Origin of the sequence: Christiangramia aquimixticola (assembly GCF_048285835.1) — a bacterium.
GTDB lineage: Bacteria > Bacteroidota > Bacteroidia > Flavobacteriales > Flavobacteriaceae > Christiangramia > Christiangramia aquimixticola.
The window spans coordinates 148,400-161,158 of sequence record NZ_JBLVTL010000002.1 but is presented as its reverse complement, the minus strand read 5'-3'; the positions used below and the strand labels follow the sequence as shown (position 1 = coordinate 161,158).

Below are 12,759 nucleotides of genomic sequence, written 5' to 3'. Positions count from 1 at the left end.
GTAATATTCCGGCTTGAATGGCCCTTCTACAGTTACTCCAATATATTCAGCCTGGTCTGGTTTAAGCTCTGTAAGCTCCACACCAATTCTTTCCAGGTGAAGTTTAGCAACCTTTTCATCAAGATGTTTAGGTAGCATGTAAACTTCGTTCTTATATTTATCTGTATTATTCCAAAGTTCCAATTGTGCCAGAGTCTGGTTAGTGAATGAGTTACTCATCACAAAACTTGGATGACCTGTAGCACAACCAAGGTTAACCAAACGACCTTCAGCTAAAAGAATGATGTCCTTCCCGTTGATGGTATATTTATCAACCTGTGGCTTGATCTCAACTTTGCTGTTCCCGTAATTCTTGTTCAACCAGGCAACATCAATTTCATTGTCAAAGTGACCAATATTACAAACGATGGTCTTATCCTTCATTGCTTCGAAATGCTCTCCACGTACGATATCTTTGTTTCCGGTAGTGGTGATAACGATATCAGCTTTTGGAAGTACAGTTTCAAGTTTCTTTACTTCAAAACCGTCCATAGCCGCCTGAAGGGCACAAATAGGATCGATCTCGGTTACAGTTACAATAGAACCTGCCCCTTTAAATGACTGAGCTGTTCCTTTCCCAACATCTCCATATCCACATACAACCACACGTTTCCCGGCAAGCATTACATCTGTAGCACGACGAATCGCATCTACTGCACTCTCGCGACATCCGTATTTGTTGTCAAATTTAGATTTTGTAACCGAATCGTTCACGTTGATCGCTGGCATAGGAAGCGTTCCGTTCTTCATTCGCTCATACAATCTGTGTACTCCGGTAGTGGTTTCTTCAGAAAGTCCTTTGATGCCTTCAGCAAGTTCAGGATATTCATCAAGAACCATATTGGTAAGGTCACCTCCATCATCAAGGATCATATTTAGTGGCTTACGCTCTTCTCCAAAGAATAGAGTTTGTTCGATACACCAGTTAAATTCCTCTTCGGTCATTCCTTTCCAGGCATAAACAGGGATCCCGGCAGCAGCGATTGCAGCGGCAGCATGATCCTGAGTAGAGAAAATATTACATGAACTCCAGGTTACATCTGCTCCAAGCTCTACAAGAGTTTCGATAAGAACAGCAGTCTGGATGGTCATATGCAAACAACCCGCAATTCTCGCTCCTTTAAGTGGCTTAGATGCTCCATATTCTTCACGAAGTGCCATTAATCCTGGCATTTCAGCTTCTGCAAGCTCGATCTCACGACGCCCATATTCGGCAAGCGCAATATCTTTTACTTTATAGGCGGTATACGGTACTGTTTTAGTTGACATATTATTATATTTGAATATTAGCAATTTTTTGTGTCTGCAAAAATAAGGAAAAGCTTAGGAATTTTATGCCTCTTTATAAAACAATAACAGTTGATCAGGGTACTAAAGTCTTCATTTGGAAGGTGGAAGAAAGCTTTGAACGTTTATCTGAAGGGATCGATCTAACGGCTCATTGCAGGGAAAGGGTAGACGGGATGAAGTCTGAGATCCATCGCCGTGGGTTTATGAGCATCAGGCATTTATTGGCTGAAGCGGGATATACAGATCACGATCTATATTATGACGATCATGGGAAACCTCATCTTAAAGATGATAAATATATCTCCATTACGCATTCTTTCAACTTTACGGCAATTATAATAAGTGATAAAGATGTGGGGATAGATATTGAAAAGCAAAGAGACAAAATCCTTAAAATTGCTAATAAGTTCACACCGCTGGATGAGTACCATACCCTGGCAAACGAGGAAGCGTTGATTAGAAAGCTAACCATCGTTTGGGGAGCTAAAGAATCTGTTTATAAGCTAATCGCACAACCGGGAATTGGATTTTTACAGCACATCAATGTGACCGATTTCGATTTTGATACGGCAAAAACCACTACCCATGTAAGGTATAACGGTTTGGATAACTGGTATGATATCAATTTCCTGGAATTCGAAAATTTCACCTGCGTTTACGCGATGCCTTCTAAAATTAAATCATAATCTCTGTGATCCAGGTTCAAACGTATTTGGGAGAGATCGAAGCGGCTATGCAGGAAAATCGCAAATTATTGGCGGTACTTATAGATCCCGATAAATTTGATGAAAGAAATACCTCTGAATTTCTTCGGAAATTGCCCAACACCACCAGCCATATTTTTGTAGGTGGAAGTAGCGTTGCCCCTAACCGAACCGATGAGGTGGTTGCTGAACTGAAGAAAGAAACCGGCTTACCGGTAATTTTATTCCCGGGGGATCAACATCAGATCACAGATAAAGCTGATGCTCTTCTTTTTTTAAGCCTGATCTCCGGCAGAAATCCTGAATTTTTAATAGAGCAACAAGTACGCTCAGTAGAAAAGATTAGAAATACCAGTCTGGAAGTAATTCCCACAGGGTATATTTTGATCGATGGAGGAAAGGAAACTTCTGTGCAAAGGGTAAGTCAAACCAGGCCATTGCCTCAAACCAATATCTCGCAAATTGTAAATACTGCCCTGGCGGGTCAATATTCCGGAAAACGTCTTATTTATCTCGAGGCAGGTAGCGGAGCGAATCATTCGGTTTCCTGTGAAATAATCCGGGAAGTAAAAAAAGCTATTAGTATTCCGCTAATTGTTGGTGGCGGAATAAAAAGTTCTAAGCAGCTGAAGAAAGCTTATGAAGCGGGTGCCAGTCTGGTAGTAGTAGGAACAGCTTTTGAGGAAGATTCTTTCCAGAATTAATTAAATAATACCTCGCAGGTTCTCAAAATCGAAGAGGTCTGCACATACCGAATTTTTCAATAATCCCATTTTTAAGAGTAATTAAATTCAGGGTTTCAAAGATGCTGAAACAAGTTCAGCATGACGTATGTATAATTTGTCATTTCGACCAGAGGGAGAAATCTTCTTCCTGCTATTGTCAGCTTGAAATTTCTCAGTCACTTCGCTTCTTCAAAATGACAATTGTCCGCCTGAGCGCAGTCGAAGGCAGGTTTCAAAATAGAATTGAATGAAGTCTCCCCTTTTTGGATTTGATTATCGGCTATTACTTAACCCGTCACCATGAATTAATTTCAGGGTCTCAAAGATGCTGAATCAAGTTCAGCATGACGTATATATAATTTGTCATTTCGACCGGAGGGAGAAATCTCTATACGATTATTGTAATATGAGATTTCTCAGTCACTTCGCTTCTTCAAAATAGCGATTGTCAGACTGAGCGCTGGGGAAGGTGGCTTTTAAAACAGATTTTAATGTAGCCTCTCTTTTCTTCCAACCATAATTTTCCCTTGAGATATTTTCATAAAACACTGGCTGCCTTGTGTTTATCTTAATTAAGAAGTTTAACTTGTATAATTAATTCAAAAACAGCCAATTATGAAAATTCAGAATCCTGTCGTGTGGTTTGAGATCTACGTAGACGATATAAACAGAGCCAAAACTTTTTACGAAACAGTTTTTAAAACGGAGCTAACTCAACTTAGCGATCCCAGTGATGATAAAATGATTATGTATGCTTTTCCGGGAGAAAGTGATTCACCGGGAAGAGCCTGTGGTTCCCTGGTGAAAGTAGAGGGGATGCCGGCCGGAGGGAATAGTACCATTGTTTATTTTTTTAGTGAAGACTGTAGTGTTGAACAGGGTAGAATAAAAGACGCCGGAGGTGAAGTTATTCGCGAAAAAATGTCAATCGGGGAATACGGATTTATAAGCCTGGCGAAGGATACCGAAAATAATATTATTGGGATTCATTCAATGGAATGATTCAATTGAGGAATTCAATCTATTAACTGCTTTTATTTAATCCATCACCCTGAATTTTAGGGTTTCAAAGATGCTGAAACAAGTTCAGCATGATGTATAAATAATTGGTCATTTCGACCATAGGGAGAAATCTCTAAACGATTATTGTAATATGAGATTTCTAATTCACTTCCCTTCTTCGAAATCTCAATGTCAGCCTGAGCGCAGTCGAAGGCAGTTTTCAAAATAGAATTGAATGAAGTCTCCCCTTTTTGGATTTTATTATCGGCTATTAATTAATCCATCACCCTGAATTAATTTCAGGGTTTCAAAGATGCTGAAACAAGTTCAGCATGACGTATATATAATTTGTCCTTTCGACCAAGAGGGGGGAATCTATATACGATTATTGTAATAGGAGATTTCTCAGTCCCTTCGCTCCTTCGAAATGACAATGTCAGCCAGAGCGCAGTCGAAGGCAGCTGTCAAATCAGATTTCTCAGTCACTTCGGTTCTTCGAAATGACTTCAATTGGTTATTGCGAGGAGTTAAGGCACAAAGCAAACTCTAAATCCAAAATCTAATTCCTGTTTTCCAAACTGATTTGGCTAACTTTGATTGGAAAACACAAATCAATGAACATATCAGTAGAGTTAACCCTCACTCCAATTCAGGATGATTACGAACCGGCGATCATCAATTTTATTAAAAAAATGCGCGAATCAGGCCTGACCGTTAAGGAGAATCCGTTGAGTACTCAGGTGTATGGTAATTACGATGAGGTGATGGGCTTATTGACCAGGGAAGTGAAAAATGCTTTTGAAGCCATTGATCGTGGACTGATATATATAAAGATCGTAAAATCTGACCGTAGCGACTATGCAGCCGATTTTTGATTTTTTCTTTGATCAGTATTCAGGATATCCTACACTTTTTATAGTTCTGGAGATCATTGCGGTAATCTTTGGGTTTCTATCGGTTTGGTATTCCAAGCAAAATAATATTCTGGTATACCCAACCGGGATTGTAAGCACGCTCATTTTTGTATATCTCCTGTGGCAATGGCAATTGCTAGGCGATATGATAATCAACGCCTATTATTTTTCCATGAGTATCTATGGCTGGTATATCTGGACGAGGAAAGTGGATGCCACCCATTTTACTCCAATTACCACTACAACCCGTAAAGAACAAATACAGTCAATTTTTATATTTCTGGGGACTTTAATATTTGTGTATGCGGTATATGAGTATTTTAATAAGTGGGAAGGTGACTGGAATGAGACCTGGACCGCTTATGTAGATACTGCAACCACTGCGATATTCTTTGTAGGGATGTGGTTAATGGCAAAGCGTAAGCTGGAAAACTGGATCTACTGGATTATAGGAGATATCATTTCTGTGCCCTTGTATTTTTATAAAGGATTAACTTTTACCAGTTTACAATACCTCGTGTTTACTATAATAGCTGTTTACGGATATAAAGCATGGAAGAAAAACTTGCGCAACGACCTTCGTCCTGCCTGAAAATTGTACTTTTTGGACCAGAATCTACCGGGAAGACCACTCTTTCTGAAGATCTCTCGCGTTATTACGGGGAGCCCCTGGTCAGGGAATATATGCGCGAATATTTACAGGAAGTCTGGGATTCAGAAAAGCGTATCTGTGAACCGGCAGATCTTATCCCTATCGCTGAAGGTCAAATGCAAGCAGAAAACAAACTTGCTGAAAAGGCCAATAAGCTTTTAATATGTGATACTAATTTGCTCGAACTAAAAGTTTATTCAGAAGCTTATTATGAGGGATACTGCGATCCGCGACTTCTTAAACATGCGTTAAACCATAAATATCATCTTTATTTTTTAACGTATATTGATGTCCCCTGGACTCCGGACGATCTTAGAGATAAACCTGAAGATCGTGAAAGGATGTTTCAGAGGTTTCTAAGTACTTTGGAAACTCATCAAAAACCATTTGTTATTTTAAAAGGAGACCGGGAAACGCGATTAAAAATCGCTGTGGAAAAAATAGACCAACTAATTAAAACTAAAAAAAAGTGAATTTTAGCGAGAAGGATATTCTGCAAATCAACGAGAAAGGAATAAAAACAAAAGAAGTAGAAGAACAAATTTCCATTTTTAAAAGAGGAAACTTAAAAGTTGACATTACCGAGGCTGCTACTATTGGGAATGGGATAAGTAAGATTGAGGATTCTGAAAAGAAAGAGTTGATCGCTTATTATGACGCAGAGAAGCAGAACCATAGTGTACTTAAATTTGTTCCCGCTTCTGGGGCTGCTTCCAGAATGTTTAAAGCGCTACATAATTTTGCCGATGAATTTGATCCTGAAAAGCAGAGTTTAAGAGATTACCTGGATGAAGCCGGTGATTCAGATCTGCAAAGATTTTTCAATAATATCGAAAAGCTTCCTTTTTATGAGCAGGCGGTTAAAAAGACCCATGCCCTGCACTCAGATTATGATAAACAAAGTCATGATGCCCAATCCAAACTTCTGGTAAAAACCATATTGGAATCAGATGGTTTATACCTGAGCAATTTGCCAAAAGGATTGGTTCCATTTCATAAATACGATAGCCATATTGCCACCGCTTATGAGGAACATTTATATGAGGCTGCAAAATATCTGGAAGTAGATGGTGCGGTGAAATTGCATTTTACAGTAGCCGATGGGGATAAGGGGAAATTTAAAGGTGAATGGAAAGAGATTAGAGAACGGGTGGAGGAGCGAACCGGAGTGAAATTTGAAATTGAATATTCCTACCAGGATCCAAAAACCGACACTATAGCGGTTGATAATAATTTCGAGCCATTCAGAACTGAAGAAAATGACCTTTTCTTTAGACCTGGGGGCCATGGTGCTCTTATCGAAAATATGAATCAGCTTGATGAGGAGATCGTTTTTGTGAAGAATATAGATAATGTGGTGACTGAAGATATGGTCCCGCTGGTAGCAGATTATAAAAAAATGCTGGGAGGAAAACTATTAAAAGTTAGATCCCGTGTTTTTGAATATCAAAAAATGCTCGAATCCGGAGAGGTTTCTGAAGATAAACTGAAAGAAATTCAGGACTTTCTTGAAAAGGAATTATTTGTTCGAAACAGTTCTTCTCAGGCGCCTTCAGTAGAATATTTAAAAAGCAAATTAAACCGACCGCTCAGAGTTTGCGGAATGGTGAAAAATGAGGGAGAGCCCGGAGGCGGTCCTTTCCTTGTAAGAGATAAAGATGGAGAAATTTCTTTGCAGATCATAGAAGGAGCTCAAATCGATAATAATAATCCGGAGCAGGCCAAAACCGCCCGTGAGGCAACTCACTTTAATCCGGTGGACATTGTTTGTAGCCTAAAAGATCACTCAGGTAATGCATATGATCTTAATGAGTATGTAGATGAAGACATGAGTTTTATCGCCGATAAGACTAAAGATGGAAAGCCGCTAAAAGCTCTTGAGCGACCCGGACTTTGGAACGGCGGAATGGCCAAATGGAATACCATTTTTGTTGAAGTGCCGGTTCAAACATTTAATCCTGTAAAAACCGTGTCAGATCTTCTGAAGGATTCTCATCAGGCCGGTTAAGCATGGATGAAGCGATCTTACTAAAAGAACTTCAGTATAAAGCAGTAAAAAGCTCCGGTCCCGGAGGGCAACACGCTAATAAAACAGCAACCCGGGTGGAGCTTTCTTTTGATGTGGAGAATTCAGAAGCCATATCTGAAAATGAAAAAGCACGAATCCTTCGAAAACTAACGGGAAGGATCAATAAGGAAGGGGTGCTTAAAATGAGCAGTCAGGATTCCCGGAGTCAGCTTGCTAACAAACAACTGGTTACTGATGATTTTCTTGCGGAAATAAAAAAGGCGCTTAAAAAAGTAAAACCCAGGAAAAAGACCAAACCTACCAAAGCATCGAAATTGAAACGACTACAATCCAAGAAAAAAAAGTCTGAATTAAAATCTTCCCGTAAGAACCCTTTGAAATAAAGTGGGGAGAATTTCCTCAACTTTTTTGACTTTTTTACCCAATTACTCACATTTTGTCAAACCTGATCTTTTGGCCTTTTAACCGGAAATTGGCTGATAGCAATACTTATGACCGATCATAGCTCTAATAATGGGAAATGGTATAGTTTTTACTTTAATTAAAGTAGGTTAGTATTGGGAATGGAATCTTATTCCATTTTATAATTTAGATTTTCGGAAAGAAAAGGCTCCACTCGGAGCCTTTTTTTGTTTTTAAATTCTAGAAATATGTAGAAATGCCTCCACAGTTATGGTGATATATTCTTAATATTCTACATAATAAAATGTGAAAAATACAATCAATTATTTAGTTTTCTGAGGATTTTATAGGGTTCATGGAATTTAATCCAGAATGGCATAATTATTTAGTATTTAATAGTAGTAATTAAAACTAAAAAGATCATGAAAAAGATTGCAATTGGAATTATGACTTTGGGTGCGGTATTTTTTGGCACTCAGAATTTACAGGCTCAGGAAAGTGAAGTGGAAGAAATTGCTTATACCATAGAAGATGAAAGTGAAGCGTTCGAATCGATAGAGGTAATGGCTTTACCGCAAATTGTGAAAGAAGCTCTGTTAACCGACTATAATGGAATTGTAGCACAGGAAGCCTGGGTGAAATCACATGAAGGAACTTTAATCTATAAACTATCCATAGAGGTAGAAGGAGAAACAGAGAAAGTTTACATCGATGAGGATGGAAACTGGCTTGATAAGGATGAAGTAGGCGATGAAGATTAGTAATTTTTAAATTTACCCCTGTTTACTTAAACCAATATGTTTAATAGAAATTAGAATGCATGGATGTAAAGTCAATTCCCCTTTATGTTTTTGACAAATGAAACGAGGAGTCTTTTTAAGACGAAAAAATTTCTGTTAGATATATTAGATTGTTAGTAGAAGGAAGGTCAGTAGTTGGCCTTCCTTTTTTTTGGCTTCAATTAAAACCTAATGATTTAAAGATTATTACCTTTGTCATGCTTTTAAAAATTATATATGTCTAAAGTTCTGGTCGTAGAAGACGATGTGGCGTTTGGTACTATGTTAAAAACCTTTTTGGAAAAAAGGGATTATTCCGTAGTGCTTGTTTATTCTGCTGCAGAGGCCTTTAAACAAATATCATCAGATAAATTTGAGTTGGTCCTTACGGATGTAAGGCTGCCGGATAATGATGGGCTTGAGATCCTGAAAAATGTAAAGGAAAATAATCCTTCCACTCAGGTAATTGTCATGACGAGTTATGCTGAAATCAGCATGGCTGTGAATGCTATGAAAGAAGGTGCATTCGATTATGTCTCCAAACCTTTTAGGCCTGAATCTATTTTGCAGACTATTAAAAATGCGCTTCAAACCAAACAGGTTACTCCGGTAGAAGTTAAAAAGCAACCGGCCAAAAAGAAGAAGGGTTCCATCAATGAGCAGCTGGATCTTGTTAAGGGAGTGAGTGAGCCATCTCAGCGCCTTTCAGATTATGTGGAGCTGGTAGCTCCAACCAACATGTCTGTTCTAATCACCGGTGAAAGTGGTACCGGGAAAGAACAAATAGCGAAAAGTATACATTTACAAAGTAAGCGACATAATGCTCCATTTATCGCGGTAGACTGTGGTGCCATTCCTAAGGAAATCGCCTCCAGTGAATTTTTTGGTCATATCAAAGGTTCGTTCACCGGAGCGATCAATGATAAAACCGGCCATTTTGAAGCCGCAAATGGCGGTACTCTTTTCCTGGATGAAATTGGAAATCTTTCCTATGAACTTCAGGTGCAATTGCTCCGAGCTTTGCAGGAAAGAAGAGTGAAACCTGTTGGAAGTAATAATGAAATTGAAGTGGATATCCGGGTGGTAACTGCCACCAATGAAGATCTGTCCAATGCGGTGAAAGAAGGCGACTTTCGGGAAGACCTTTACCATCGTTTAAATGAATTTTCAATAAAATTACCCGCTCTTAGAGAGAGAAAAGAAGACCTAATGATCTTTGCCAATCATTTTTTAAATGAAGCCAATGAAGATCTTGAAAAGAATGTAGTTGGATTTACAGATGAAGCCATACATGCATTTAGAAATTATAACTGGCCGGGGAACCTTCGGGAATTGAAGAATATGGTAAAACGGGCGGTCTTGCTTACCAGGGAAGAGTTGATTCCTTTAAAGGTTTTACCGCATGAGATCGCTTCTTCTACCAGAAATAAAGATGAAGATTATGGCCTTTTCAAAAATAAGAACGAGGAGCAATTAATTCTGGATGCTCTGGAAAAAACAGGTGGTAATAAAAGTAAAGCAGCCCGAATGCTGTCTATCGACAGAAAAACGCTTTATAATAAACTAAAGCAATACGGGATTAAACTTTAATATCCTCTTTAAGCCCGGACATCAAATCCTGAAGCTCCTTTTCAAATTCTTTGAATTCCATTTCACTTACTGCTTCTCTTGCCTCCATACGGGAAAGAACAGGAATAAGATGAGAGGCTTTCATTTGTTTGACCATAGGTAAAATTCTGTGAGCAGTACTTCCCATTTTATCCAGATCATTCTCATGGTAAGCCTGCTTTAAATCATTTAATCCGGTTTCTGCGCCCTCTAAAAATGCCTGAATTATAGTGGTCATGGCTGCATTATCCTGCCCGGAAAATTCATAGATCTCGCTGAGGTCATACCCATTCCGTTGTAAATTGGAAGCCTCCGGTAAAGTTTCGTTTTCATGATCAAGATCCAGAACTTCAGCAATCACCTGTTTTAATTTCCCGGGTTTATATGGTTTAAGAAGTTTGTCGTCAAAGCCTTCGTCCATATAAACTTTCTTTTGAAGATCTGTTCTCCCGGAAAGAGCAATTACAGGAATATGCATAAGCTCATCATTGTTCCTGATGCTTTTGATTAGTTGAAACCCATCCATTATGGGCATCTGTATATCTGTTAAAACCAGATCATATTCTTTCTTCTCAAGCTTTTCAAGACCTTCTTTTCCATTATTTGCAGTTTCGATACTGAATCCCATAGCTTTTGCTATTTCTACCGTTAAAGAAAGCTGGCCGGGTTCATCGTCAACAATAAGAGCACTTAAGCCATCGGTTTCATAATTTACCTCCTGTTTTATTTCAGTGGACGTTTTGGAGCTTTCTTCTCTGGTTTCAGATATTTTTATAACCGGAATGCTTAAAATAAACTCACTGCCTTTGCCTTGTTCGCTTTCAACTTTTATATCCCCGTTTAACAGGTGGGCGAGTTTTTTAGTAATGGCCAGCCCAAGCCCGGTACCTCCAAATTGCTTCTCGATACTACTGTTTTCCTGAGAAAATTCTTCAAAAATGCTTTGCTGCATTTCTTTTGAAATTCCTATCCCGGTATCCTTAACCCTAATTTCCAAAAGTGGGTTAGAATTTGGTCTTTCAAGTAAACTTGCGGTGATGGTTATACTTCCTTTTTCAGTAAACTTCCAGGCATTGGAGATGAGGTTTGCCAGAATTTGCTTGATCCTGAATGGATCACTTTTTATTTGAACATCTGTCTCCGGTCCTGCGTCAATAATAATCTTTACATCTTTATTCTTTTCGGCTGGGATGACGTTTGGAACCGTGTCTTTTACAAGTTTGCTTGGGTTAAAAGAAATATTCTCGATCAGCATTTTCCCTACTTCAAGTTTAGACAGGTCAAGCAGATCGTTGACCAGCCTTAAGATGAATTTAGAGGACTTTTTTATCTGGGTTAAATAATGTTTTTGCTTCTCGTTCAGGTCGGTTTTTTGAATAAGGTCTGTATAGCCGATTACTGAGGTTAATGGGCTTCTTAGGTCATGGGTGATTGCGGCCATAAATTGTTCTCTGCTCGCCAGCAGAGATTCTGCAAAATCTTTGGCTTCCTCCAACTGAGCTCGGAATTTCTGACTCTGTGTAATATCTCTCATGATATTGATCACAAAAAACAGAATGATGATTAAAATAATACAGCCTCCAAAAATGATGATATTGGAAGTTTTGTTAAGCATATCCTGAAAAACTTCAGCTCTTTCCACCGAATTTTCCCGCTCCTTAAGTTCCAGGTTACTAAGTAAACTTTGTAATTGTTGGTTCAGGATCATGTCATTATTCAGCAGCGCATTTTCCTTCTGGATCACTTCATTTTGAAACCTTCTGTTGGCAAATTCAAGATCGGTTAAAACGCGTTTTACAGATTTTACCAGGGAGTCAAGGCGCTGGGTAGTGATCTTTTCTGCATTGTCCTCCCGGGAATATTCAAGCCATTTTATAAGAACATCTTTTTGATAACCCTTTAGATTTCTAAACCTGTTCTCATAGTTGTAATCCTTGAAGGATTCATCAATATTCCGCAACTCGCTCAGGGCTTTCCGGTAGTAATTCGTATTCCTGTCGGTATCCCGAAGAGCTACAAGTTCCTTTAAGTTTTCGGTTTTCTGGTCCAGCAAACTTATAATGCTATCTGTTTTCTTCTGAAAATTGATCTCGTTATGGGCATGCTCCAGCTTATTCAGTTTGGTTTTAATATTGGCAATCTGGTAATGGTATATTTTAAATTCTTCCTGATCCCCGGTCTGGATGAGTCGTCGGCTGGTATTTTCAGATTCATTAAGGTTGGTGGAGATTTCGCTAACCAGGATAAGTTGCTGGTTATTCTCGGTATTGGACTGGGCAATTTCAGAATACTCGATCACCTGGTTATAAATATACCAGATGGCAAGTCCTGTTAGTATAGCTACAATTATGTACCCTGCGACAACCTTAACGGTAATGGAGCGTTTATGATTAAGCATCGTATAGGTTTATCTAAAATTAAGCCAATTTAAAGCAATTCTTTTGAAATGCATTGCAATTCTAAAAAACCGTATTACATTTGCGGCATTATCTCATAAGGGGTGCCTGGAAAGGCTGAGATCATACCCAATGAACCTGGGCGGGTAATGCTGCCAAGGGAATTGCGCACAAATTAAGTGTATGTACTCCTGTAATTGCCATGTGGCAGTTTCAGGA

12 protein-coding genes are annotated in these 12,759 nt (G+C 38.8%); 10 read left to right on the top strand and 2 right to left on the bottom strand.

Annotation, left to right across the window (positions count from 1 at the left end; genetic code table 11):
* A partial coding sequence (gene ahcY / locus ACNKXV_RS04335) for an adenosylhomocysteinase (RefSeq protein ID WP_417906474.1) occupies window positions 1–1,308 on the bottom strand: 1,308 nt, incomplete at its 3' end.
* A gap of 65 nt (window positions 1,309–1,373) precedes the next feature.
* Here ahcY and ACNKXV_RS04330 point away from each other — a divergent pair.
* From ACNKXV_RS04330 to ACNKXV_RS04285, 10 genes are all read left to right on the top strand, one after another.
* Window positions 1,374–2,015 (top strand): 4'-phosphopantetheinyl transferase family protein, encoded by a 642-nt coding sequence (locus ACNKXV_RS04330; protein WP_417906473.1) that lies wholly within the window; start codon window positions 1,374–1,376, stop codon window positions 2,013–2,015.
* 5 nt (window positions 2,016–2,020) lie between these two features.
* Window positions 2,021–2,737, top strand: coding sequence for a phosphoglycerol geranylgeranyltransferase (locus ACNKXV_RS04325; protein WP_417906472.1), 717 nt, complete (start codon window positions 2,021–2,023; stop codon window positions 2,735–2,737).
* Between the two features lie 636 nt (window positions 2,738–3,373).
* Entirely contained in the window at window positions 3,374–3,760 is a 387-nt protein-coding gene (locus ACNKXV_RS04320; protein ID WP_417906471.1) for a VOC family protein, read from the top strand.
* A gap of 614 nt (window positions 3,761–4,374) precedes the next feature.
* A complete protein-coding gene (locus ACNKXV_RS04315; protein ID WP_417906470.1) occupies window positions 4,375–4,635 on the top strand; it encodes a thiamine-binding protein in 261 nt (86 codons plus the stop codon).
* Entirely contained in the window at window positions 4,619–5,266 is a 648-nt protein-coding gene (pnuC, locus tag ACNKXV_RS04310) for a nicotinamide riboside transporter PnuC (RefSeq protein WP_417906469.1), read from the top strand. The genes ACNKXV_RS04315 and pnuC overlap by 17 nt, the downstream gene beginning before the upstream one ends.
* Entirely contained in the window at window positions 5,227–5,799 is a 573-nt protein-coding gene (locus ACNKXV_RS04305; RefSeq protein ID WP_417906468.1) for an AAA family ATPase, read from the top strand. Before pnuC ends, ACNKXV_RS04305 begins: the two co-directional genes overlap by 40 nt.
* Window positions 5,796–7,334 (top strand): DUF4301 family protein, encoded by a 1,539-nt coding sequence (locus ACNKXV_RS04300; protein ID WP_417906467.1) that lies wholly within the window; start codon window positions 5,796–5,798, stop codon window positions 7,332–7,334. Before ACNKXV_RS04305 ends, ACNKXV_RS04300 begins: the two co-directional genes overlap by 4 nt.
* A gap of 2 nt (window positions 7,335–7,336) precedes the next feature.
* Complete coding sequence (arfB, locus tag ACNKXV_RS04295) at window positions 7,337–7,738, top strand: alternative ribosome rescue aminoacyl-tRNA hydrolase ArfB (RefSeq protein WP_417906466.1); 402 nt, start codon at window positions 7,337–7,339, stop codon at window positions 7,736–7,738.
* A 441-nt stretch (window positions 7,739–8,179) separates the two neighbouring features.
* Window positions 8,180–8,518, top strand: coding sequence for a hypothetical protein (locus ACNKXV_RS04290; RefSeq protein WP_417906465.1), 339 nt, complete (start codon window positions 8,180–8,182; stop codon window positions 8,516–8,518).
* A 255-nt stretch (window positions 8,519–8,773) separates the two neighbouring features.
* The gene (locus ACNKXV_RS04285; RefSeq protein ID WP_417906464.1) at window positions 8,774–10,126 is read left to right on the top strand and encodes a sigma-54-dependent transcriptional regulator; all 1,353 of its coding nucleotides are present in this window, start codon (window positions 8,774–8,776) and stop codon (window positions 10,124–10,126) included.
* On the opposite strand, the gene ACNKXV_RS04280 is transcribed toward ACNKXV_RS04285, so the two are convergent.
* Complete coding sequence (locus ACNKXV_RS04280) at window positions 10,116–12,542, bottom strand: ATP-binding response regulator (RefSeq protein ID WP_417906463.1); 2,427 nt, start codon at window positions 12,540–12,542, stop codon at window positions 10,116–10,118. The two genes, ACNKXV_RS04285 and ACNKXV_RS04280, sit on opposite strands and share 11 nt — an antisense overlap.
* Window positions 12,543–12,759 lie beyond the last annotated feature (217 nt).

Bases quoted from the DNA above. Each gene is read 5' to 3' on its own strand.
- ACNKXV_RS04330 (WP_417906473.1), top strand. From the start codon at position 1,374: ATGCCTCTTTATAAAACAATAACAGTTGATCAGGGTACTAAAGTCTTC.
- ACNKXV_RS04320 (WP_417906471.1), top strand. From the start codon at position 3,374: ATGAAAATTCAGAATCCTGTCGTGTGGTTTGAGATCTACGTAGACGAT.
- ACNKXV_RS04315 (WP_417906470.1), top strand. From the start codon at position 4,375: ATGAACATATCAGTAGAGTTAACCCTCACTCCAATTCAGGATGATTAC.
- pnuC (WP_417906469.1), top strand. From the start codon at position 4,619: ATGCAGCCGATTTTTGATTTTTTCTTTGATCAGTATTCAGGATATCCT.
- ACNKXV_RS04305 (WP_417906468.1), top strand. From the start codon at position 5,227: ATGGAAGAAAAACTTGCGCAACGACCTTCGTCCTGCCTGAAAATTGTA.
- arfB (WP_417906466.1), top strand. From the start codon at position 7,337: ATGGATGAAGCGATCTTACTAAAAGAACTTCAGTATAAAGCAGTAAAA.
- ACNKXV_RS04290 (WP_417906465.1), top strand. From the start codon at position 8,180: ATGAAAAAGATTGCAATTGGAATTATGACTTTGGGTGCGGTATTTTTT.
- ACNKXV_RS04285 (WP_417906464.1), top strand. From the start codon at position 8,774: ATGTCTAAAGTTCTGGTCGTAGAAGACGATGTGGCGTTTGGTACTATG.
- ACNKXV_RS04280 (WP_417906463.1), bottom strand. From the start codon at position 12,542: ATGCTTAATCATAAACGCTCCATTACCGTTAAGGTTGTCGCAGGGTAC.